The organism is Thermoanaerobacter kivui (genome assembly GCF_000763575.1).
Classification (GTDB): Bacteria; Bacillota; Thermoanaerobacteria; order Thermoanaerobacterales; family Thermoanaerobacteraceae; genus Thermoanaerobacter; species Thermoanaerobacter kivui.
Window position 1 is genome coordinate 21,374 of the sequence record NZ_CP009170.1, and the last position, 24,304, is coordinate 45,677.

Annotated in this window: 18 protein-coding genes, 5 tRNA genes, 1 pseudogene, 1 riboswitch and 1 other annotated feature; of the genes and pseudogenes, 18 read left to right on the forward strand and 6 right to left on the reverse strand. The window is 36.1% G+C overall.

The annotated features are described in order from the left end of the window. Position 1: 1 nt before the first annotated feature. From ilvD to ribH, 6 genes are all read left to right on the forward strand, one after another. Positions 2 to 1,672: a dihydroxy-acid dehydratase gene (gene ilvD, locus TKV_RS00095; protein ID WP_049684254.1), complete on the forward strand. Its 1,671-nt coding sequence runs from the start codon at positions 2 to 4 to the stop codon at positions 1,670 to 1,672. Next, entirely contained in the window at positions 1,669 to 3,333 is a 1,665-nt protein-coding gene (gene ilvB, locus TKV_RS00100) for a biosynthetic-type acetolactate synthase large subunit (RefSeq protein WP_049684255.1), read from the forward strand. The genes ilvD and ilvB overlap by 4 nt, the downstream gene beginning before the upstream one ends. Continuing rightward, positions 3,331 to 3,445: riboswitch (FMN riboswitch) on the forward strand. (Overlaps the previous gene by 3 nt.) Positions 3,446 to 3,528: 83 nt before the next feature. Next, complete coding sequence (gene ribD, locus TKV_RS00105; RefSeq protein ID WP_049684256.1) at positions 3,529 to 4,611, forward strand: bifunctional diaminohydroxyphosphoribosylaminopyrimidine deaminase/5-amino-6-(5-phosphoribosylamino)uracil reductase RibD; 1,083 nt, start codon at positions 3,529 to 3,531, stop codon at positions 4,609 to 4,611. A 10-nt stretch (positions 4,612 to 4,621) separates the two neighbouring features. Then, positions 4,622 to 5,245, forward strand: coding sequence for a riboflavin synthase (locus TKV_RS00110; protein ID WP_049684257.1), 624 nt, complete (start codon positions 4,622 to 4,624; stop codon positions 5,243 to 5,245). Positions 5,246 to 5,282: 37 nt separating this feature from the next. Further along, on the forward strand, positions 5,283 to 6,473 hold the full coding sequence (locus TKV_RS00115) for a bifunctional 3,4-dihydroxy-2-butanone-4-phosphate synthase/GTP cyclohydrolase II (RefSeq protein ID WP_049684258.1): 1,191 nt from the start codon (positions 5,283 to 5,285) through the stop codon (positions 6,471 to 6,473). A 77-nt stretch (positions 6,474 to 6,550) separates the two neighbouring features. Beyond that, the gene (gene ribH / locus TKV_RS00120; RefSeq protein ID WP_049684259.1) at positions 6,551 to 7,015 is read left to right on the forward strand and encodes a 6,7-dimethyl-8-ribityllumazine synthase; all 465 of its coding nucleotides are present in this window, start codon (positions 6,551 to 6,553) and stop codon (positions 7,013 to 7,015) included. A gap of 18 nt (positions 7,016 to 7,033) precedes the next feature. Here ribH and ytvI read toward each other — a convergent pair whose 3' ends face one another. Then, a complete protein-coding gene (gene ytvI, locus TKV_RS00125) occupies positions 7,034 to 8,098 on the reverse strand; it encodes a sporulation integral membrane protein YtvI (RefSeq protein ID WP_049684260.1) in 1,065 nt (354 codons plus the stop codon). A 410-nt stretch (positions 8,099 to 8,508) separates the two neighbouring features. Here ytvI and lepB point away from each other — a divergent pair, with 410 nt between their 5' ends. The 4 genes from lepB (at position 8,509) to TKV_RS00145 (ending at position 10,884) form a co-directional block, all read left to right on the forward strand. Then, entirely contained in the window at positions 8,509 to 9,039 is a 531-nt protein-coding gene (gene lepB / locus TKV_RS00130; protein ID WP_049684261.1) for a signal peptidase I, read from the forward strand. A gap of 49 nt (positions 9,040 to 9,088) precedes the next feature. After that, positions 9,089 to 9,280, forward strand: a binding site (T-box leader). Between the two features lie 35 nt (positions 9,281 to 9,315). Further along, positions 9,316 to 10,587: a serine--tRNA ligase gene (serS, locus tag TKV_RS00135; RefSeq protein ID WP_049684262.1), complete on the forward strand. Its 1,272-nt coding sequence runs from the start codon at positions 9,316 to 9,318 to the stop codon at positions 10,585 to 10,587. An 82-nt stretch (positions 10,588 to 10,669) separates the two neighbouring features. Then, positions 10,670 to 10,758: transfer RNA gene (locus tag TKV_RS00140), tRNA-Ser, on the forward strand. Positions 10,759 to 10,790: 32 nt separating this feature from the next. Further along, positions 10,791 to 10,884, forward strand: a tRNA-Ser gene (locus TKV_RS00145). Positions 10,885 to 10,910: 26 nt separating this feature from the next. On the opposite strand, the gene TKV_RS00150 is transcribed toward TKV_RS00145, so the two are convergent. After that, on the reverse strand, positions 10,911 to 12,134 hold the full coding sequence (locus tag TKV_RS00150; protein WP_049684263.1) for an LCP family protein: 1,224 nt from the start codon (positions 12,132 to 12,134) through the stop codon (positions 10,911 to 10,913). Positions 12,135 to 12,337: 203 nt separating this feature from the next. On the opposite strand from TKV_RS00150, the gene TKV_RS00155 reads away from it, so the two are divergent. Beyond that, complete coding sequence (locus TKV_RS00155; RefSeq protein ID WP_049684264.1) at positions 12,338 to 15,067, forward strand: UPF0182 family membrane protein; 2,730 nt, start codon at positions 12,338 to 12,340, stop codon at positions 15,065 to 15,067. 67 nt (positions 15,068 to 15,134) lie between these two features. After that, positions 15,135 to 15,211 (forward strand) — tRNA-Arg (locus TKV_RS00160). A gap of 352 nt (positions 15,212 to 15,563) precedes the next feature. Here TKV_RS00160 and TKV_RS00170 read toward each other — a convergent pair. Beyond that, entirely contained in the window at positions 15,564 to 16,340 is a 777-nt protein-coding gene (locus TKV_RS00170; protein ID WP_049684266.1) for an enoyl-CoA hydratase, read from the reverse strand. A 381-nt stretch (positions 16,341 to 16,721) separates the two neighbouring features. On the opposite strand from TKV_RS00170, the gene TKV_RS00175 reads away from it, so the two are divergent. After that, positions 16,722 to 17,033 (forward strand): hypothetical protein, encoded by a 312-nt coding sequence (locus TKV_RS00175; RefSeq protein ID WP_236617283.1) that lies wholly within the window; start codon positions 16,722 to 16,724, stop codon positions 17,031 to 17,033. Positions 17,034 to 17,093: 60 nt separating this feature from the next. On the opposite strand, the gene TKV_RS00180 is transcribed toward TKV_RS00175, so the two are convergent. The 3 genes from TKV_RS00180 to TKV_RS00190 form a co-directional block, all read right to left on the reverse strand. Next, positions 17,094 to 18,404: a histone deacetylase family protein gene (locus TKV_RS00180; RefSeq protein WP_049684268.1), complete on the reverse strand. Its 1,311-nt coding sequence runs from the start codon at positions 18,402 to 18,404 to the stop codon at positions 17,094 to 17,096. Next, complete coding sequence (locus tag TKV_RS00185; RefSeq protein ID WP_236617447.1) at positions 18,391 to 20,064, reverse strand: hydantoinase/oxoprolinase family protein; 1,674 nt, start codon at positions 20,062 to 20,064, stop codon at positions 18,391 to 18,393. The genes TKV_RS00180 and TKV_RS00185 overlap by 14 nt, the downstream gene beginning before the upstream one ends. Before the next feature lie 606 nt (positions 20,065 to 20,670). Continuing rightward, positions 20,671 to 22,179, reverse strand: coding sequence for an alkaline phosphatase (locus TKV_RS00190; RefSeq protein ID WP_049684270.1), 1,509 nt, complete (start codon positions 22,177 to 22,179; stop codon positions 20,671 to 20,673). 386 nt (positions 22,180 to 22,565) lie between these two features. Here TKV_RS00190 and TKV_RS14025 point away from each other — a divergent pair. The 5 genes and pseudogenes from TKV_RS14025 to TKV_RS00210 all read left to right on the forward strand — a co-directional run. Next, positions 22,566 to 22,934 (forward strand): annotated as a pseudogene (locus tag TKV_RS14025) (UPF0236 family transposase-like protein); the annotation flags it as partial. Between the two features lie 174 nt (positions 22,935 to 23,108). Next, on the forward strand, positions 23,109 to 23,555 hold the full coding sequence (tadA, locus tag TKV_RS00195) for a tRNA adenosine(34) deaminase TadA (RefSeq protein WP_049684271.1): 447 nt from the start codon (positions 23,109 to 23,111) through the stop codon (positions 23,553 to 23,555). A gap of 4 nt (positions 23,556 to 23,559) precedes the next feature. Then, positions 23,560 to 23,650 (forward strand) — tRNA-Ser (locus TKV_RS00200). A gap of 55 nt (positions 23,651 to 23,705) precedes the next feature. Continuing rightward, positions 23,706 to 23,799 (forward strand) — tRNA-Ser (locus tag TKV_RS00205). Between the two features lie 264 nt (positions 23,800 to 24,063). Further along, entirely contained in the window at positions 24,064 to 24,303 is a 240-nt protein-coding gene (locus TKV_RS00210; RefSeq protein ID WP_268870109.1) for a transposase, read from the forward strand. The last annotated feature ends 1 nt before the right edge of the window (position 24,304 follow it).

Here is a 24,304-nt window from a genome sequence, read left to right on the forward strand (position 1 = left end):
AATGATAAGCGATAGCATAAAAAAGGGAGTTGAAAAGGCGCCGCATAGGTCACTTTTATATGCTTTAGGCTTGACTTATGAAGAGATAAAAAGGCCTATTATAGGAGTTGCAAACTCAAAAAATGAAATTATACCAGGTCATATGCATTTAGACAAAATAGCTGAAGCTGTAAAAGCAGGCATCAGAATGGCAGGAGGAACCCCTATAGAGTTTTCCACTATTGGTGTTTGTGATGGCATTGCCATGAACCATAAAGGTATGAAATACTCTTTAGGGAGTAGAGAACTTATTGCAGATAGCATTGAAATCATGGCAATGGCCCACGGTTTTGACGGGCTTGTGCTTATACCTAATTGCGACAAAATAGTGCCGGGAATGCTTATGGCAGCAGCACGACTTAATATTCCTGCAATAGTTGTAAGCGGAGGCCCAATGCTTGCAGGAAATTATAATGGAGATACCTGTGATTTGAGCAGTGTTTTTGAGGCGGTAGGGGCTCACAAGGTTGGTAAAATCACTGAGGAAGACCTATACAGGATAGAGCTTAACGCTTGCCCTACCTGTGGTTCCTGCTCTGGTATGTTTACCGCAAATACTATGAATTGCTTGACAGAAGCTTTAGGAATGGGACTTCCAGGAAATGGCACAATTCCAGCTGTTTATTCTGAAAGGATAAGACTTGCAAAACAAGCTGGAATGAAAATCATGGAGCTTGTAGAGAGAGGAATTAAACCTTCCGATATACTTACAAAAGAGGCATTTATAAACGCCTTTAGTTTAGACATGGCTTTAGGTGGTTCTACAAATACAGTATTGCACTTAAAAGCTATAGCTCATGAGGCAGGGGTAGATATACCTTTAAATGAGATTAATGAGATTAGTACAATAGTACCTAATTTATGTAAATTAAGTCCTGCAGGGAAATACCACATAGAGGACCTTTATTTTGCAGGCGGAATTTCAGCTGTTTTAAAAGAGCTGACGAAAGCTGATCTCATAAATACTGAAGTGTTAACAGTTACAGGAAAGACATTGGGAGAGAATATAAAAGACGCGAAAATTTTAAATCATGATGTGATAAGGCCAATAGACAACCCTTACAGCAGTACTGGAGGTCTTGCGATACTGTACGGGAACATTGCAAGAGAAGGAGCTGTTGTAAAAGCATCTGCTGTAGCAAAAGAGATGTTAAGACATGAAGGACCAGCAAAGGTATTTAATTCTGAAGAAGAGGCTATTGAAGCAATATATGGTGGGAAAATACAGAAAGGCGATGTGGTAGTAATAAGATACGAAGGTCCAAAAGGTGGGCCGGGAATGAGAGAAATGTTAAGTCCTACTTCAGCCCTTGCAGGTATGGGACTTGACAAAGATGTCGCTCTTATAACAGACGGTAGATTTTCAGGTGCAACAAGAGGAGCTTCCATAGGACACGTCTCTCCGGAAGCTATGGAAGGAGGAGAAATAGCGATTATTGAAGATGGGGATATTATTGAAATTGATATTCCCGCAAGAAAAATTAATGTGAAATTAACTGATGAGGAGATTAAAGAAAGAATGAAAAGATGGGTAAGACCTGAACCAAAGATAAAAACTGGTTATATGGCAAGATATGCAGAACAGGTGACTTCTGCAAATACAGGTGCAGTTTTTAAGGGGGGAGGTATATGAAGTTAAAAGGAGCGCAAGTAGTTATAGAAGTTTTAAAAGAGATGGGCGTTGATACTATATTTGGCATACCAGGAGGAGCAGTTATTCCCATTTATGATGCTCTTTATGACTCTGATATAAGGCATATTTTAGCTACTCACGAGCAAATGGCAGCCCATATGGCAGATGGTTATGCAAGAGTTACGGGAAGGGTAGGGGTTTGCTTTGCTACCTCTGGCCCCGGTTCTACCAATCTTGTAACGGGTATAGCTAATGCTTATATGGATTCAGTACCTGTTGTGGCGATAACAGGACAGGTTCCTACAAATCTCATAGGGAAAGACGCTTTTCAAGAGGTTGACATAACAGGAATTACAATGCCTATAACTAAACACAACTTTATTGTAAAGTCTCCTGATAAACTGGCAGATACAATAAGGCAGGCATTTGCAATAGCCAAAAGTGGAAGGCCTGGTCCTGTGTTAGTAGATATTCCAAAAGATATACAAAACGCCGATATAGAATATGTAAAAGGAATAGGAGATAGTATTGATATAAAAAACGATATCAATGGAGTAGTTTCGCAAAAAGAATTAGACAAAGCTATAGAGCTTATTTTGCAAAGTAAAAAACCTGTAATCTTTGCAGGAGGAGGAGTGATTTGGGGAGAAGCATCAGAGGAACTTATAGAATTTGCAGAGAAGACCAATATACCTGTTGCTACTTCTTTAATGGGGTTAGGATGCTTTCCAGAAGACCATCCTTTGTCATTAGGTCTTATTGGCATGCATGGAAGCAGATTTGCAAATTTGGCTGTGTATAAATCAGACCTTGTGATAGCAATAGGGACGAGATTTAGCGACAGAGTTGCTGGCAAAGCAGGGGGACTTGCTCCCAATGCTAAAATAATCCATATTGATATAGATCCTGCAGAATTAGGGAAAAATATAGAAGTAGATGTAGCAGTTATAGGCAAAGTTAAAGAAGCATTGAAACTTTTAACGGATAAACTTCCATTCATTGAAAGAAAAGAATGGTTAGAGGAAATTTCTTTCTTGAGAGAAAAGCACGGATTGAAGTATAAAAACGATGAAGTTTTGAGGCCTCAGTGGATAGTAGAAAAAATTCAACAGCTTTCAAACGATGACCTTATAATAGCCACTGAAGTGGGACAAAATCAAATGTGGGCTGCGCAGTATTATAAATTTAAACAGCCCAGGACTTTTGTTACCTCAGGAGGACTAGGGACAATGGGCTTTGGGCTTCCTGCTGCAATAGGTGCACAAGTGGGAAAGCCAGATAAAAGAGTTGTAAACATTGCAGGTGATGGAAGTTTAAGAATGAATATACATGCACTGGAAACTGCTGCTGTATATAATATTCCGGTTATAACGGTACTACTCAACAACCAAACTTTAGGAATGGTAAGACAGTGGCAAAATCTTTTGTATGACAAGAGATTTTCGCAGACAGATTTGAACGCAAATTTGAATTTTGCTAAGCTTGCAAATGACTTTGGAGTAGAAGGAATAAGAGTTACAACAAAGGAAGAATTCGAAAAAGCTTTTAGAAAAGCCTATAGCGAAAATAGACCTTTTATGATAGAATGTATTATAGACAAAGATGAGATGGTGCTTCCTTTTATTCCTGCAGGTGGTACTGTTGAAAATACAATTGGATAAAACCTTCGGGGATCGGTGAAATTCCGTACCGGCGGTATAGCCCGCGAGCCTTTTGGCAGACTCGGTGAAATTCCGAGGCCGACAGTTAAAGTCTGGATGGGAGAAGGAGAAATATTCCCCAGGGAATATATTCTCTGGGGTTTTTTAACCCTGAAGGTTTAACCTTCAGGATTTTTTAGTACAGGAGGGATTAAATTGGAAGAATATATGGAAAGGGCTTTAACACTGGCTGAAAAAGGATGGGGATACACAAACCCTAATCCGCTTGTGGGTGCTGTAATAGTTAAAAATGGCAAAATAATTGGTGAGGGTTATCATGAATATTTTGGAGGCCCACATGCTGAAGTAAATGCATTAAAAAATGCAGTTGAAGATGTTACAGGTTCTACTATGTTTGTAACACTTGAACCTTGTAGCCATTATGGCAAAACGCCTCCTTGTGTTGAAGAAATAATTAAATCTGGCATTAAGAGAGTATATATAGCGATGGAAGACCCAAATCCTAAAGTTAGCGGGAACGGTATAAAAAGGTTAAAAGAGGCGGGAATAGAAGTACATGTGGGGATGATGGAGAAAGAAGCGAGGAAACTCAACGAAATATTTGTTAAATATATTACGACAAAATTTCCCTTTGTGATATTAAAATCTGCTATGAGTATTGATGGTAAGATTGCTTGTTATAATGGAAATTCTAAATGGATTACAAATGAGAAATCAAGAAAATTTGCTCATAAAATAAGAGGACGTGTATCCGCGATTATGGTTGGGGTAAATACAGTAATTAAGGATAACCCAATGCTTACAACAAGGTTGGAGGGGTATAAAAATCCTGTAAGGATTATTGTGGATAGTAGAGGTAGAACGCCATTTGCCTCAAATGTAATAAGAGACAAAGCGGCAAAAACGATAATTGCTACAACAGAACTTATGCCAAACAGTGTAAAAAAGAAACTTGAAGGTATGGATATTGAAGTTATTATATTAAAAAACGACAATGGAAAAGTACCTTTAAAAGAGCTAATGATAAAACTTGGAGAGAGGGGGATTGATAGTGTATTGATTGAAGGCGGTGGGACATTAAATTGGTCTGCACTTAAAGAGGGAATTGTTGATAAAGTTATGTTTTTTATATCACCTAGAATAATAGGAGGAAAAAATGCTTTAACACCTGTAGAAGGTATAGGTTTTTCGGATATAGGAAATTCAATAGAATTAAAAGATGTGGAGATTGATAGAATAGATGATGATATACTAATAACAGCATATGTAAGAAAGTAGGTTATGGCGTATGTTTACTGGAATTATAGAAGAAACAGGAACTGTTAAAAATATTATACATGGTACTTTTACAAAAATTGTTATAAAATGTAGTAAAGTCCTTGAGGGAACAAAAATAGGTGATAGTATAGCAGTTAACGGTGTATGTTTAACTGTTACTAATATGTCAAACGAAAGTTTTGCAGCTGACGTTATGCCTGAAACCTTGAGAGCAAGCAATTTAAAAGATTTAAAAATTGGAAGCATTGTCAATCTGGAAAGAGCACTTCAAGTTGGAAGGAGAATGGGTGGGCATATCGTAACTGGTCATATAGATTGCGTTGGAAAAATCATAGACAAAAGGCAGGAAAAAAATGCTTTTATATTTAAGATAGCTATCAATAAAGAATTTACAAAATACATTGCCCGTAAGGGAAGTATTGCGGTTGATGGTATAAGTTTAACGGTTGTTGAGGATGGATATGATTATTTTACTGTTTCAGTTATTCCACATACAATGCTTAAGACCACATTGGGTTATAAAGGTGTAGGAGATAGTGTAAATATCGAAGTTGATATACTTTCTAAGTATGTAGAAAAACTAATAGGGAAAAAGGATATAAAAGATTTATTAAAAGAAAATGGATTTATATAGATGCTGATGACTTCTCTAAGTTAAGGAGGAAAGACCGATGTTTGATAGGATAGAAGATGCAATAGAAGATATAAAGCAAGGGAAAATGATTATTGTGGTAGATGATGAAAATAGGGAAAATGAAGGCGACTTAGTTATGGCAGCAGAAAAAGTTACAGGAGAACACATTAATTTTATGATAAAATATGGACGGGGTCTTGTATGTGTTCCAATGACAGAAAAAAGACTTAATGACCTTGGCATTTACCAAATGGTTGAGAATAACACTGACCATAAAGAAACTGCTTTTACTGTATCTGTAGATTATAAAGAATGTACCACTGGTATTTCTGCATTTGAAAGAGCACTGACGGTGAAGAAATTAGTAGATGATAATTCAAAGCCAGAAGATTTTACAAAGCCGGGACATATTTTTCCTTTAAGAGCCAAAGATGGTGGCGTCTTAGTAAGAGCAGGACATACAGAAGCAGCTGTAGACCTTGCAGTTCTTGCAGGACTCAAACCCGCTGGAGTAATATGCGAAATCATAAAAGACGATGGAAATATGGCAAGGTTGCCTGACCTTTTGGAGTTTGCAAAAAAATTTGGGTTGAGGATTATATCTATTGAAGATTTAATAGAGTACAGAATGAAAAATGAAATACTTGTGAGAAGGGTAGCACAGGCGAAACTTCCAACAAAACATGGGAATTTTGAAATTGTCGGGTATGAAGAAATATTAACAGGAAAACAGCATGTAGCTCTGATTAAAGGAGACATAAATAGGGACCCTGTACTTGTGAGGATACATTCTGAATGTCTTACAGGGGATATATTGGGGTCATTAAGATGTGACTGTGGTGACCAGCTTCATGCGGCAATGGAAAGAATAGGACAGGAAGGAGGAGTACTAGTCTATCTGAGACAGGAAGGAAGGGGTATAGGACTTTTAAACAAGATTAAGGCGTATCATTTGCAGGATCAAGGGTTTGATACTGTTGAAGCGAATATTAAGCTTGGTTTTCCACCTGATTTAAGAGAATACAGCATAGCTGCACAGATTTTGAAAGATATGGGGGTTAAAAAGATAAGGATTATGACAAATAATCCACAGAAAATTAGGGAATTATCAGAATGTGGACTTGAGGTTGTAGAAAGGGTTTCTATAGAAATTTGTCCAAATCATTATAATGAAAAATACCTCAAAACAAAAAAGGAAAAAATGGGACATCTAATTTTGGAAGTGTAAAATGCTACAAAGAAATAAATTGAATGTGATTATCAAGTATATAATGAAAGATTATTAATAAGGAGAGTGTATAGTTTATGAAAATATATGAAGGAAAACTTATAGCAGAAGGAAAGAAATTTGGAATTGTGGTAAGCAGATTCAATGAATTTATAACGAACAAACTTCTCGAAGGGGCACTTGATGCTTTAAAAAGGCATGGTGCTTTAAATGAAGACATTGAAATTGCGTGGGTACCTGGAGCATTTGAAATACCACTTATAGCTAAAAAGATGGCTGAATCTAAAAGATATGATGCAGTAATTGCACTTGGAGCAGTGATAAGAGGAGAGACACCCCATTTTGATTACGTTGCAAATGAGGTATCAAAAGGTATTGCAAAAGTATCACTTGACACAGATGTTCCGGTTATATTCGGCGTTCTTACCACAGATACAATTGAGCAAGCTATTGTAAGGGCGGGAACAAAAGGTGGGAATAAAGGTTTTGAGGCAGCCGTTACAGCAATAGAGATGGCAAATCTAATGGATGAAATAAAATAAGGGCAAAATGCCCTTATTTTATTTCCAAGGAGGGATAATTTCTGCTTTTTGAAGAGCTTTAAATACTACCACAAATACAGGTCCTATTATAAGTCCTAAAGCACCAAAAAGTTTTACACCTATAAACATAGATAAAAGCGTAACAAGAGGATGAAGTCCTATACTCTCACCTACGATCTTAGGCTCTATCATCTGCCTCACAACTACCACCAAGCCGTACAGTATTAAAAGATATATTCCTACCATGTAGTTTTTCATTATGATGTTATAAAGAGCCCATGGTATCATGACAGCACCAGAACCTAGTACGGGCAATGCATCTACAATGGTTACAAGAAGACCCAATAAAAATGGATAGTCAAAACCTATCATTGCAAGACCTATGGACACCTGTAAAAATGTTATAAGCATTATTGTGGCAGCTGCCCTAAGATAGCCGAAAAATGTCTTTAAAAGGTCTACCTGAATATTTTTTGCATGCTGTGCCCAATGAGATGGAATCTGCCTCTTTATAAAATCCAGTATAAGCTGCTTATCTTTGCTTATAAAAAAAGTAGCAACAAGTGTTATCAAAGTCATAAAAAAGAAATTGGGCAGTTTTGTCGCAAAATTCAAAAGCCATGTAGCGAGATTTTTTGCAAATAATGATATGTAGTTTAATATAGACTGCATATTGCTTTCAATAAGGGATGTGATATTTGGTGGCAATGATATGTAATACATTCTTATTCTGTCAACAAGATTTAAAATTATGTCATTAATAGTATTTGCATAATTTGTGCTTATTTCCGCAAGAGAACTTAGTTCATATATAAGTTGTGTTATTGATATTGCAATAAGTGATCCTATCACACCTATTAATATCAAAAGTAAAATAAAGGATGCTAATCCTCTCGGCACCTTTAATTTTTTCTCTAAGAAATTTACACCAGGATCGATTATCACAGAGAGAAGCAAAGCCACTACAAATGGCATCAAGAAAGGAATAATTTTAAATATGATTAAGTAAAATATAATAAAGACAGCAACAATGAGCAGTGTTTTTTTTATTATATCACCGTATCTCAATAGAAAATTATTCACCGTTTTGACCTCCTTCCTTTTTATTATAATATGAGAATTGATAAAAGTCTATCATTAAGAGTAATTGTTGACTGTAATAAAAAAATCCGCCGAAACGGATTTTTAAAGGGCGGTTTTTATTTTTGCTATTTCTTTTGATTTTTGCGCAAGTTCCTTTCGCGTTATGATTCCTTTTTCTACTAATAAATCTATTAGAGAAAGTAAAGCCAACAAGTTTTTGTACTCTGTATCTTTTATTTCTGCTAAATCTAAAAGATATTATATCTCTCTCATTTTACATCTCTCCCAAATAATTCTTTAATTTTATTATTGACATATATTAGAAAAATATGCAGAAGGGATAAAAAAATTAGAATTTGTTTGAAGTTTATGTTATAATATCACTGTACTTTTAAGTGAGGAGAGTAAATATGAGCAAAGATGTGCGAAGAGAAATATTAAGCTGGATACTGACTATAGCTCTTGCTTTTTTAATTGCAATGTTTATAAGAACTTATGTTTTTGAATTGGTGGATGTACCTACGGGTTCAATGTTAAATACTATTCATGTAAATGATAAATTCATTGTAAACAAATTTATATACAGGTTTGAACCTATAAGAAGAGGAGACATTGTCGTATTTCGCTTTCCCGACGACCCAAAAGTAAATTTTGTAAAGAGAGTTATAGGGATAGGTGGAGATGTGATTGAAATAAAAAATGGAGTTTTAATAAGAAATGGCAAGGTGGTGGAAGAGCCTTATATAAAAGAACCCATGAAAGGAAATTTTGGCCCTTATGTAGTTCCTCCCAATCATTATTTCATGTTGGGAGATAACAGAAACCAGTCTTTAGATAGTAGGTTTTGGAAACATAAATATGTATCTAAAGATCAGATTTTGGGAAAAATAGTTTTTAGAATTTGGCCTCCCGATCGTATAGGTTCTATGGAAGGAAAATAGACTATTGAAATTAATTTGGTTAAGTAGTATAATATTAGCCAAACATAATATTATTGCAATGAAGGGACGAGTAGTAAGTATAAACTTTTAAGAGAGCTGGTGGTGGGTGCGAACCAGTAAGTTTTACTTATGAATTCCATCCCGGAGCTAAGGTGTAATGACCTTCGGGCGACCGTTAAATCATGTGGAGGGCTTATTTTAAGCCGAAAGAGGGTGGCAACGCGGTATTCCCGTCCCTTTGTGGGATGGGAATTATTTTTTAGGGAGGTGTGTTAGATGTTAGATGTGAAGAGAATAAGAAGTAATCCAGAGGCTGTGAAGCAGGCTATTGAGCTTAAAAAAGAAAATGCAAATATTGATGAGTTTTTGGTATTAGATGAAAAAAGGCGAGAAATGCTTACAGAGTTAGAAGCTTTAAAAAATAAAAGGAATGTAGAGTCAGAAAACATTGCTAAACTAAAAAGAGAAGGTAAAGACGCAAGTAGGCTGATAGCTGAAATGAAAGAATTATCTGACAAAATCAAAGAGATGGAGCAACAGCTAAAAGAGGTAGAAGAGAAATTAGAACAAATTTTGTGGACAATCCCCAACATACCCCATGAAAGTGTGCCAATAGGCGACAGCGATGAAGATAATGTTGAAATAAGAAGATGGGGTGAACCGAGAAAATTTGACTTTGAACCAAAGCCTCATTGGGAAATAGGGGAAGAACTGGGTATTTTGGATTTTGAAACTGCTGCGAGAGTGACAGGTTCCAGATTTACTTTTTACAAAGGCCTTGGGGCTCGATTAGAAAGAGCGCTCATAAACTTTATGCTGGACTTACACATTGAAAAACACGGGTATACTGAAGTATTTCCTCCATTTATGGTACATAGAAGGAGCATGTTTGGTACAGGTCAGCTTCCTAAATTTGAAGAAGATGCTTTCAAAGTCTATGATACCGATTATTTCTTAGTACCTACTGCTGAAGTGCCGGTTACCAATATGTACAGAGATACAATAATAGATGGAGATAAACTTCCAATATATCATTGTGCTTATAGCGCATGTTTCAGACAAGAAGCAGGTTCTGCAGGAAGAGATACGAGAGGCCTTATAAGGCAGCACCAGTTCAATAAAGTTGAGCTTGTCAAATTTACAGAACCAGACAAGTCTTACGAAGAATTAGAAAAAATGACTAAAGATGCTGAAGAAGTCTTACAGGCGTTGGGCCTTCCTTACAGAGTAGTAGCTATATGCACAGGAGATTTAGGCTTTACTGCTTCTAAAAAATACGATATAGAAGTGTGGATGCCAAGCTATGGACGATATGTAGAAGTTTCTTCTTGTAGCAATTGTGAAGACTTTCAGGCGAGAAGAGCCAACATAAAATACAGGCCTAAAGATGGAGGAAAAGCACAATATGTCCATACTTTAAATGGTTCTGGAGTTGCTGTAGGAAGGACTTTTGCTGCAATATTAGAAAACTATCAGCAAAAAGATGGTTCAGTTGTCATACCGGAAGTTTTAAGACCTTACATGAGAGTAGATGTTATAAAGAAATAAATGTATTATATTCAAATATTATACTTCTAAAGCATATTGACAACATTGCTGGTGTATGATATACTTTATATCGTCCCAGCAGGGAGAGGTGTCCGAGTGGTTTAAGGAGCTGGTCTTGAAAACCAGTGACTCCTCACGGAGCCGTGGGTTCGAATCCCACCCTCTCCGCCAGAAAGTTAATATTTCTTATGAGCAACCAGCGTGGAGAAGTACCCAAGATGGTGAAGGGGCGGTCCTGCTAAGACTGTAGGTCGGGGATAACCCGGCGCGAGGGTTCGAGTCCCTCCTTCTCCGCCATTTTAATGTGTGGTTGCTCTATTTTATTATTTTTTATCTTTTCCAAGTATTACTGTCACATCTACATTTGCATCAGGTGAGATATCTTTTTCTACATTGGTTATAAAAAGTGTTTTTGCAACTTTTTTAGCTTTTTCTTCATTAGTTTTTGCATATACGTGGGAAGAAGTAAAAGTCATACCAATGACGTTTCCGATTTTCACAACGTCAAAACCCTCATTTTTTAAAACTTCAGCGTACTTTGTGGCAAGCCCTGGTATTCCTGCACCGTTTAACACTTCTACTTTTATGTTTTTGTTTTCTGCAACTGCAAAAGATGTTGTTGAAGTAATCGGGGTGGAGGCGTCAGTGCTAAAAAGCTCTTTTACTATTTCTTGAACTTTTAAGTTGTCTACAAAGAAATAACTGGTATTTCCTTCATACCGGCCTTCTCCAGGAAGTATTCTTGCGTCCATTGCTGAAGGCTTGTTTTTTATAAATTCATAGGCGTACTCTGTAATGTCAGAAGCAGATAAGTCCGTTTTTAAGTATTGACTTAATGTTACTGCAAGAGATGGCAGTTTTGGCAATATTGAATGTTCTGATATTTTTTTTAAAAAAGCGTTGAGGAATTCATGCTGTGCCTTTATCCTGCCAAGGTCGCCCTCCGCATAACCATGCCTGTATCTTACAAACTGAATTGCCTTTTCTCCATCTAATACTTGCCTTCCCTTTTTTAAATTTATGTGAAGAGGGGGATTTGCTCTTTTATCGTCGTATTTCATGTCAAAAGGGACATCAACTTCTACTCCCCCAATTGTATCTATTATTTTTTTAAAGCCATCGTAATTTAAAATTACGTAATTGTCTATTTTGATGTCCAATAAATTTTCTACTGCTTTTTTTAATCCTTGTATTTTTTCCTCAGAAAATGCGGCATTTATTTTTTTCTCTTTTGGGGCGTTAAATCCAGGCCTTGGATAGTATGTATCTCTTGGAATTGATAATACATTTACTTTTTTATTTGCAGGGTCATAGTTTATTACAAAAATAGTATCTGATAAATTGTTTTCATCACTGCCCACAAAAAGAATGTTTTTCCTTTCTATAGCTTGCTCTTTATTTTGAGACTCATTTTTACTAACGGTAGAAGTATTTTTTTTATTTGAAGCAGGGACATGAATATTTTTATAAAATATATAAGTTGCAACACCAATAGAGAGAGCGATACCTATTATAGTAAAAATTATTATTTTTAATATCTTTTTCATGAATTTTCCTCCCGTAATTGCCATATAAATCTTTTGTTTATACAATGAATATATAGCATTTTAAAATATAAAAGTCAATTAATAGAATGTTACAAGTTATTAAATATTTATTAAATTTATCATCCCTTGTTTATTTTAAGACTAAATATCAAGATTGTGATATAATTAATAAAGGAAAAAGTTATAAAAAAGGGGTGCTAGGTTTGAAAAGACCTAATATTTTCTTAATTTCTTCGATTATTTTATTTTTTATAATTATAGGAATTATTGTTGGATTTATAAACCTCATAGTGGATTTTGAGTGGTTTTCTGATTTACATTATCTTGATGTATTTTTTAAAAAATTTTTGACTCAACTTTCAATGGGCATTCCGATTTTCATTCTTGTATTTATGGTGTTGTACTTTTACACAAACAAGATAATAAGAGATTATGTTAACTTTGCACAGGATATAATTGTTAAAAAGAATGTTAATTTATATAGAAAATTGGGTATTGCTATTTCTTTATTAACTGCACTATTTATAACGCTATATACAGCGACGAATTGGTGGAATGATTTGCTGTTTTTTATAAATTATGTAGATTTCAATGAAACCGATCCAATATTCCATAAAGATATTAGCTTCTACATGTTTAAGTTACCGCTGTTTTATGATATTTATAATCTATTAATTGTGTTTATACCTGTAATGATGGTTGTAACGATAGTTGCTTATGGACTAATGTACTTGTCTGACAAAACGAGGTTTTATGAGATTTCAGACAGAGACGGAAATTTGTTTAAAGCCATTTATAATAAAGACATTTTAATAAAGGCATTTAAAGAAGTTGCCCTCTTGGGATTTGTCTTTTTTGTACTCATAGGTATAGGGTATTATTTAAAGGCTTATAAACTTTTGTATTCCACAAAAGGTATAGTTTTTGGAGCAACTTATACTGATATCCACGTTTCACTGCAGTTTTACAAGGCACTTGTAATGGCTTCTTTTGTAGCGGCTGTTTTACTTTTGATAGGATTTTATAGAAAAAATATAAAATATGTAGCGGCTGCTCCTGCTATTATAATAATTTTAGCAGCGGTTATGGCTATTGCTGAAACAGCCGTTCAAAGTTTGATTGTTTCTCCCAATGAATTGAACAAAGAGAAAAAATATATAGGCTATAACATTGAATATACCAAAAAGGCTTTTGGCTTGGACAGAGTAACAGAAAAAAATTATGACATGAAAAAAGAGTTAACCCCTAAAGTTTTGGAAGAAAATAAAGCTACTATTGACAATATAATGATTAATGACTATAGACCGGTTAAGCAAGCTTACAATCAATTACAAGCGATAAGACTTTATTACAAATTTAACGACATTGACATAGATAGATATATAATAAATGGAAAGTACAGACAAGTATTCTTATCAGCGAGGGAAATGGACCACGATAGTTTATCTCCTCAAGCAAAAACTTGGATAAATTTGCATTTAAAGTATACTCATGGCTACGGTGTGGTGATGTCGTTAGTTAATGATGTTACACCCACAGGGCAACCGGATATGATAATCAAAAACATTCCACCTTATACTACTACTGATATAAAAATTGATAGACCTGAAATTTACTTTGGAGAACTTACTAACAATTATGCTATTGTAAATACAAAAACGGGAGAATTTGATTATCCTTCTGGAGACAAAAATGTTCAGACAAATTATAAAGGAACTACAGGTATACCTATGACATTTATAAATAGAATACTTTTTAGCATATATACGAAAGATGCGAGAATTTTATTATCTACGGACATAACAAAAGACAGCAAAATATTAATATACCGCAATATTATAGAAAGAGTTTCTAAAATAGCTCCTTTCTTGCTCTATGATGATGACCCTTACATTGTAATAGATAACGGTAAATTATATTGGATAATAGACGCTTACACTTATTCTGCCAATTATCCATATTCTCAGCCTTATGGGAATATGGGAATCAATTATATAAGAAATTCTGTGAAAGTAGTAGTAGATGCTTATAATGGAGACGTAAAGTACTATATTTCAGATAAAAGTGATCCTTTAATAAAAGTATATAGCAAAATCTTCCCTACATTATTTAGAGATATAAAAGAAATGCCTCATAGTTTGAAACGACATATAAGGTATCCTCAATTTTTATTTGACATTCAAGCAGAGGTTTATAAAAATTATCACATGACTGACCCACAAGTGTTTTACAATAAAGAAGACGCATGGGATATTGCAAAAGAAAAATTTGAAGATAAAATAGAATATCAAGAATCTCAATACTTGATAATGAGACTACCAGGGGAAAGTAAAGAAGAATACATTTTGATGATACCTTATACTCCTGCGACAAAAGCCAACATGGTGGCGTGGATGGCAGCGAGGATGGACGGGGATAATTACGGAAGACTTATTGTGTACAAATTTTCTAAAAACACAATTGTATATGGACCTTTGCAAATAGAAAACATGATTGACCAAGACCCTAATATTTCTAAAGAGTTAAGTTTGTGGAACCAGCAAGGCTCAACAGTCAGCAGAGGGAATCTCCTTTCAATACCAATCGATGACTCCATGCTTTATGTAGAGCCTTTGTATATACAATCGCAAAATCAAAATGCATTGCCAGAAGTAAAGAGGGTTATTGTAGCTTATAAAGACCAGATTGCAATGGAAGATACTTTAAAAAATGCTTTAAATAAACTGTTTAACATAAATACTCAGCTAATACCTCAGCAAAATGTGCCTTCAAATACAGCAAATGATACACAAAAGCAGCTTATAGAGAAGGCTCATGAAACATATCAAAACGCCATGGAAGCAGTTCAAAAAGGAAAATGGGCTGATTTTGGAAAATATATGGAGGAATTAAGGAAGATATTAGATGAATTAAATAAAAGTGTGAAAAAATAATATAAGGGAAATAAAGCAAGCTAATTGCAATTGAAATTAAAATGTGTTATTATATATTATAGCTTAGGCGCCCGTAGCTCAGTTGGATAGAGTGTTTGACTACGAATCAAAAGGTCGGGGGTTCGAATCCCTCCGGGCGCACCAGTATTTATGCGAAGTTGAGGGTATCGGCATTGTATCGATACCCTTTTTGTGTGCTTTGTGTTCTTATACATTTTTTTGGGGGATGGGTCTTGAATATATTTTATTAAGTGAGACTAATCCACTAATTAATACTAAAAGGCCCCCTATTATTAGTACAATCCGAACCCCAAAAACTTTTGTTGCAAAGCCACCAAAAACTAAAGAAATACAAAAATTAGGGTCAAGAAAACCCCTTCTTCAGCCTTTAGGCCGTCAAAGGGTCTTCTTAACCCCAATTTTTAAATCACCTTGTGACAGGTAAGGTACATCTATATATAGATAATCATAACCACTGCTGCCTGTTAAAAAGTAACTAATTATCTGACCACCTGGGTTCACGTTTTTCCAAGAAGGCCATTATTCCTTCTTGGGCATCCGCTGTAGTAGTATTCAAGGAAACAACTTCGGTAGCGTAGTTTAAAGCTTGAAAATCCTCCATGTTGATTTGCTGGTAAAAAGCTTTCTTGCCGACACCAATAGCAGATAAGCTGTAGCGGGCAATCTTACTGGCCAGCTCCTTGGTAGCTGCTTCCAGCTCGCTCGATGGCACTACTTTATTTACCAGACCATAAATTAGAGCATCCTGAGCTGACATAAACTCGCCAGTTAAAAGCATTTCCATGGCTTTTTTTCTTCCAATGTTGCGACTTAAGAAAACCGCAGGCGTTGTACAAAATAGTCCTATTTTCACTCCCGGTGTGGCAAACTGAGCATCTTCCGCTGCCACAGCCAGATCAGCCGCTGCAACCAGCTGACAGCCAGCAGCCGTAGCTATGCCATGAACCTGGGCTATTATCGGCTGAGGAATTTCACGGATGGCCCGCATGGTCAAAAAACATGTTTGAAAAATCTCAAGGACATCCTGGGGAGAACCATCGGCAATTTCCTTTAAATCGTGTCCAGCAGAAAAGATTTTGCCGATGCCTTTCAGTACAACTACCTTAACTTTTTTCTCCTGCCCAATTTTCAGTAAAAGGGCCGTTAATTCTTCCAACAGGGCCCGAGAAAGGGCATTGCGTTTTTCAGGCCGATTGAGGGAAATAAAACCGATTTTTTCTTCTTCCTCATAGAGAAGATATTGAAGACTCATATAGGAACACCATCCCTTAGTATATTAACCCGCATAGGGAATACAGTCAAACTTACTGGTCCACACCTCAAAAACCGGTTTGTCATAGTAAATAGCTGCATTTTTCAGGTTTCTTACCTTCAAAAAGGAGATCTTCATAATCTCGATACAATTCTATAAATTTCCTTATTTTATTAATATAATACCAAAAAAACTTTTTGCTGTCAACAAGTTATTCAATATGGATAGTGTTAAGTAGAAGTTTCCAATTTTTCTTTGTTTATTCATCCTATATAACCATATATGCTATATTATGGAAATTATCATAGGAAAATCTTTTTTCTATTATTTTGGGATATAGGTATACAAAGCTACTGTGATATGCCCGTTGTAAACGGCGGTATGGAAGCGGTCGGAGAAATAAACAAAATAAAAGGAGAAAATATATCCGACAGTGAAATTGATTTAATTATTGAAGCCGTAAAAAATGTGAAACTGTTAGACCATGAAGAATGGAAAAAGAAACACGATAAGGAAAAAGAAAAAGAAATAGAAAAGAGCAAAATGAGCTATCAGGTTGTAACAGGGAAAACCTCGGGCGGTAAAATGTACGTAAGAGTTATCGGCACAAAAGATGATGCCGAAAAAGTTGCAGAAGAATATAAAAAAACAAACTTACTTATTATTTCTTTTTATTTCTCTCGTTCTGTGTAAATTCTAGAAATTCTAAAAGGCTTTTAGCAGATGGCCGTAAAGGTCCTCACATTTTTCATGCTATTTACTCATAAACACATCATTAACCCTATCTTGTAAATATACTTTATAATATTTCCCCGCTGTTATTTGATTATATAAATCATATCCCTCATCAATGCAAGCCTTACATGCATCCCTTGGAATAGAAATGGCAAATATCTCAACGCCCCAATCAGAACGCGATTGAATTGTATTAACACCTGAGCAATTGGGGCATACCTTAAATTTCTGGATTTGTGTTTCATGTATTCCATCAGTATCATAATATATACTTCTGGGCCTCAATATATATTGTTGGTTTTTAATGGTTTCTCTACGAATATCCTCGCGTCTTAGCCAACGGTTGTAAATCTCATCACATAATCTCTTTATATATTCAGTAATCTCTGGCGATTGTTTGAGTTTTTCAGGATCATAGTCTGGTTCTCTTACATGAGAATAGTCAAGCCCTGTCATAGCAAGAATTATACCTAGATTTACATAAGGAAGTGCTCCTTCAATTGAATATCCACCTTCTAACACTGCAATATCGGGATTCAATCTATGGGTTAGCTCTGCATAACCGTGAGCAGTAAACTTCATATTTGTAATAGGATCTGTATAGTGGTTATCTTGACCTGCAGAATTAATAATAAGGTCAGGTTTATATTCTTTTAATATAGGTATCACCAGATTATCAAGTACATAGAGAAAACCTTCTTCGCCCGTTTCTGGTGGCAAAGGTATATTTATGTTATATCCTATGGCTGACGGACCTCCAAATTCATCAATAAAACCCGTACCAGGATAAAGAGTCCTTCCATCCTGATGAAAGGATATGTAGAGAGTATCTTTATCATTCCAATATATATCCTGGGTACCATCACCATGATGGCAGTCTGTATCCACTATGGCTACTTTTTTATTCCCAAATCTTTGTCTTATATTTTCCAGCATAACAGCTTCTATATTAATGATGCAAAAACCCCTATCTCCAAATACCACCCTTTGAGCATGATGTCCCGGCGGCCTTACTATAGCAAAGGCCTTATCTACTTCTTTTTTCATAACTGCTTCGGCAGCTTTTATAGCACCCCCTGCAGATATAAGATGAGATTGGGTTACCCTTGTCATTACATCAGGTACACAAAAATGCACTCTCTCAATATCTTTTTCAGTAGCTATACCAGGATTATAAAATTTTATTCCCTCAAGATCAGCTATTCCTTCTTCGAATACCTGATCTTGAGTATACAAGAGCCTTTCTTCACGCTCTGGGTGTGTAGGGCTTATTGCCCAATCAAAAGCCGGAAAAAATACAAGACCCACTTTGTTTTTAGCCTTCAACATGATTTACACCTCTCATTTCATACAATAATCCAGGCTTTATCTGAGCTCTCACCCTTATATTTTTACCACAAGTATAGAAACCTCTTACCATATTGAAACTCGACTTTTCTGTTATTTCACCCTCAACTTTCTTATCAGAAGCTCCTACGACGGAAGCCATCTCTTTTAAAATTTCCAACGCTTTTTGTTCAGCTTTTTCTATAGTAAAGTCTCTGCCAATTTTCTCATATATCCCCATCTCAGGTACTGAAAGTTTTCCTTCAGCAGTATCAGCTAAAACTGTTACTTCAGCAGTTGGCTTAGCAAGAGCTGCTCCTATTGCATTGGCTATCTCATAGTTTTCTGGAACATAGCAAGGAAGATTAAATTCTTTTTCTAATAAAGGAGCTAAAGCCTTAGCGGGCCCCCCTATGATAGAAATATACTTAGGTTTTAATTTTTTCCCATATAACAGTTCTTTTACTGTATAAACGGGTCGACTGTTAATTTCAACAAGAATGTCATTTACCTCTTGTTTTATTATATCTCCCATTTTTTTGTAAATAAGTTTTGCAGTTGCCTTCGCATCTAGTTGTAATTTTTCTCCCAAATCTTTCATCGCTGAAATTGCCCGTTCTTTATCGCCAAAATCTAGGAGACCTAACACTATCATAGCATCACTAGGGGTAGGTACTAAACCACCTATCGCCATCGGAGGTCCTTCACGGTGAGGCCCTATTTTTATTTCACCATTCTCAACATGTATTGCACTGTCCCCTCCAAGGCCTATAGAAACACTATAAATTGCTCTTACCAATGTATTATAATTAGCTATTTTTATACCAAACGGCTCAAAAAGTGGAACCCCATCCGCCACAAAAGAGATGTCTGTTGTAGTACCGCCAATATCCAAAAGAACCCCATCTTTATTGCCAGGATTAAAAGCGAGAGCTCCCATTAGACTAGCAGCAGGTCCTGACAAAATAGTATTTACCGGATATTTCTGTGCTGCCTCCAAACTTATGGTACCGCCATCGGCTTTCAGGACATTGACAGGAACATTGATATTTTCTTTTTTCATGGTCTCTTTTATACTTTCGCAAAATGTTCTAAAGACGTGATATACTGCAGAATTTAAGTAGGAAGTGTAAACTCTCCGTGGAAAGTTTAGCCTTCCTGAAAGAGTGTGTCCCATAGTCACAGGAGAAAATTTATCCTCCAAAAACTTGCAAATTTTTATTTCATGTATAGGATTTCTGACAGAAAATTTAGCTACAACTGCACATGCTTCTATATTCTTTTCCTTGAATTTTATCACAGCTTCTTGTATTTCCTCCGGTTTAAAGGATTTTATTTCTCTACCGCGATGGTCCACATATCCTGTAATAAAAATATTCTCGCTTCCACATGCCAAAAAAGAAGGTTCCATGCCTGGACCACTTTCTATAATCATGCCAACAGGGGCAGTTTTACCTTCTACAATAGCATTTGTTGATATAGTTGTACTTAAATTTATATGACTAATACTTGAGATATCCTTACCTTTAAGCAGGTGATTTAAAGTTTCCCATATGGATCCAAATAAATTAGTGTGATCAGTAGGAGTCTTAACCGCATCTATAATATTGCCCCTATCAATAATTACGGCATCAACATGGGTTCCTCCCATATCCAATCCCACAATCAATTTTTATACCCCCTATCTCCATATTTTGTGTAACAACTGTCCATGTTTAGCAAAATACATATCATGAAAGAAGGCATTATACATTTATTCACAAGTCTTTGAACTCTTTTTATTAATCTATCTTCCTTTATTTATTTAAGTATTCTGTGAATTTTTGAAGTTCCTTAAAACCTTTAAAATTTTGTATATTACTTTAACATAAGCATTTGTGTTTTGTGAAATTTGTCGAAGTGTCCTATGATAATAAGAAAATACCTTTTTCGTATATCGATGTACAACTACATTATATCACATAGTAAAATAAAATGAACAAATTTCAAGACAAAAACTTCCGAAATTTCTCCAAAAGTATTTACCAGTTATATCTTTCACAAATCTAATGTTTATTATATTTTAACTTATCTTATCAAATACATCTGTCAAATATAGATTAAATAAGTCAAAGAGATGTCAGGAATCTCCTATTTATATTTACTCCCAAGGTATTGCATTGTGTCATTGTTGATGGGATACGTTCTTGCAATACCGTGGTCATGGCCGTTAAAAACAACATCTACATGATATTTATCAAATATAGGTGTAAATGCTTTTTTAATATCCTCATTTGTTCTTGTTGCTTAATGAATAAGTCTGGCCGTCTGTGTCGGACACGCAGCCTTTATGTAAGTGTAAAGTGAGGGCCTCGTTTGATTCCTTCTTACCCCAAAATAACTTTATACGATGAGAAGGATATAAAAAAAGGGAACCGGAAAGGCTCCCCATCTTTATATTTTTATCCAACCCCATAGCCTGCATCATTAATTTAAAGATGTCTGTATTGTCTATGTGCCCTGTAAAGGCCTCAGCATACGGGCCATAAGCCATTATTGGGACATCTGTACCGGTATGGGCCGTGGAAGTCCAGCCGAGTAACGCCCTCCTGCTCACGATATCGGCGCACATGTTTGCTACCGCAGACGGATTTTTATCTTTTTCCTTAAAGGCGTTTAACATCAGTATCATTTCGTCGATTGTGAGGTCTTCAATGCCAAGGTACTGGGAGAAGACCTGCTTTATGTTGTCGGGGGTTAGTTTGGAAGCTATGACGTCTGCGATAGAATTCTTCTGCCGCTTTAGTATTTCGGGCTTGAAGTTATACTGCCCGTAGCCGCCAATGGACAACCCGCCGGTCTCGTGGTCTGCTGTGACTATTACCAGGGTATTCTTGCGGTCTTTTGCGAAATCCAGAGCGATTTTAACTGCTTCGTCGAAAGCTAGAACGTCTCTTGCCACCGCTGCCCCATCGTGGGTGTGGGCTGCATGGTCGATTCGTCCGCCCTCTACCATGAGGAAAAAGCCGTCCTTATCCTTACTTAAAATCTCTATTGCCTTTTTCGTCATATCAGCCAGGCTGGGTTCCCTCTTCGGATCTCTATCCATTTCATAGCTGAGATGGCTCATTTTGAAAAAGCCCAGCAATTTGCCCTCGGTCACTTTAAGCATTTCATCCTTGTTTTCAACGACTGTATAACCCATCTTTTTAGCCTCGGTTATTAGGTTCCGATCGTCTTCTCTCTTACCACCCTGTTCCTTGGGAATAAAGTGCTGCTTTCCGCCTCCGAGGAGAACGTCCACCTTATGATTCAGTATATCCACCGCTATTTTGTTTTCGGCGTTCCTGTCCGCATTGTGAGCCGCAAACACCGCTGGAGTCGCGTGGGTTATCCTTGTGGTCGTCACGAGGCCGGTGGCTTTGCCCTTCTTCTGGGCGATTTCCAGGATAGTCTCAACGGGCTTTTTATTAACATCGACGCTTATGGCGGCATTGTAAGTCTTTACTCCCGTGGCGATGGCGGTGCCGGCCGCCGCCGAGTCGGTCACCCACTTTTCAGCAGGGTCGTTGGGGTAAGTGGAGACGGTACCATTATAGGTGAACCCGTCCATGGTCAGCGCGTTTCCCTTGAAAATGCGCCCTAATGTTAAATGTCCGTAACCCATGCCATCTCCGATGAAAAGGATCACGTTTTTTGCCGGAGGAGCAGCTTCGGCAACCGTGTATATATGAGATGTTGCTGCTAAAAAAGATACCGCTATTACTAAAACAATAAAGAAAGATAAAAATTTTTTCATATTTTTTCCTCCCTCCTTTTGATTTCAATTATTATAATAGCACTTTGGTGTTAAAATTTTATTATATTTATGTTAAATATGTTAAAATATTGTTAAGATAAGGTTAAAATTCCGTACTAGCCCCCTAAAAGATTCTTAGTGTAAAATAAATGTAGGGATCGAGATGGAAAAAAAGACTCCCTCCTCTTGGTAAGAAAATAGAGATGGATTAAAATTAATAGATGTGGAAGAAAACAATACCAATGAGGAGGGAGAAAATGACTAATATTATAGTAGAATTTATAAAACTTTTCGAGCGTGTAAAGGAAGATAGGATAAAAATATTAGAAGGAGAAATAGATTTAGTATACATTCGATGAATGTAAAAGAAGGGTTAGATATATACTGCAGTTAAAGGAGCCATAGTAAGCAAAGCCACAGAAGTTTTATATGAGAAAGCATCAGAGATGGTATTAGGAAAAGAAAAAGTAAGCCGTCAAACAGTCATGAATATCGTGAGAGAATTCAAAGATTAGTAGGAGAGTACATAGAACAAAACTTTGATACAGACAAGATAGAGAAAATATACCTAATAAGGAGATGGAGCACAGTGGATAAAAGAAGGGTTAGAATGGATACCGAATGCTAGTTTTGTGTTGGACAGATTTCATTTACTGAAGAATGTAAGAAAGATAGCAAGAGGGAATGAGAGGACTTTTAAAGAGATAGTAGAAGCAATAGATGGGAAAGACAAAAATAGATTTGAAGAGATTGTCATTGCTAAATTTCTCGATTCTTATTAAAATAATTTTCCCTACAAATTCTTGACACCATCTTATTTTTAGCTGCACTTGACACTTCAATAATTCTCTGATAAAATACCTTTATGCAGAGTACAGATCAAAAACCATAGGTTGATTTTATGTATATGCCTATTTACGGTGGATTGTATGATTAATAAATTCATGGAAGCTGCTATTTTAGAGGCGAAGAAAAGTTACCAACTTGGAGAAGTACCTGTTGGAGCTGTTATTGTAAAAGGTAGACAAATAATTGGAAGAGGATTTAATCAAAAAGAATCTGCAAATGATGCAACAGCCCATGCAGAAATATTAGCTATAAGAGAGGCTTGTAAAACTCTTGGCAGCTGGAGACTGGATGACTGCAGTATGTATGTCACTTTAGAGCCTTGTCCCATGTGTGCTGGAGCTATTTTAGAGGCTCGCATAAAAAGAGTATATATAGGTGCAGAAAGCGATAAATCTGGTGCTGCAGGTACAGTAGTTGATATTTTAAATAACAGCTATTTAGGAAGTAAAACAGAAGTGTATTTTGGAATAATGGAAGAAGAGTGCAAAACTCTTTTAAAAGATTTCTTTGAAAATTTAAGGAGATAAGTGCGGAGAGATGGCTGAGTGGTCGAAAGCGCTCGCCTCGAAAGCGAGTGGGCGAATTTTTCGCCTCGTGAGTTCGAATCTCACTCTCTCCGCCATGAAAATTGAATAAAACGGTGGAGTAATTATATGGGTTGAAGTCCAGTAAAACGTGGAGAGATGACCGAGTGGACGAAGGTGCACGACTGGAAATCGTGTGTACCCTTTAAAAGGGGTACCGAGGGTTCGAATCCCTCTCTCTCCGCCATTTTCATAAATTTTCAAAACGAAAAAATCGTAGGTTACAGCAAATAAACTCTTACAGAAACCGCAAAAACACGACTGAGTGAAAAAAAATTGAATAACCTACAAAGAATCGTGTGTACATATTTCCGACACAACCATCTCCCTAAAAGGAAAAGGAGGAGGTGGTTTTTTGTTGTTTAAATTTGCAATAGAGGAGTTTATAGTTGATATGATTAATTCAAGAGATTATGTTGATGTTGTAGAATAGCTAAAAACATTTCCTAATATAAAAACAGTTTCAAGAGATGGCTCTATGTCATACCGCAATGCAATAAAAGAGGCACATCCTGATACGATACAAGTAAGTGACCGGTTTCATCTTCTTAAAAATCTTGCTCAGTATTGTAAAGACTATATTATGAAAACTTTAAATCAAAAAGTTTCCGTGCCTTTACCTTCTATTCCAATGAAAAATGCTGATAAAGCAGATACAATGAAAGATTCTGCAATTATAAACTATAGATGAG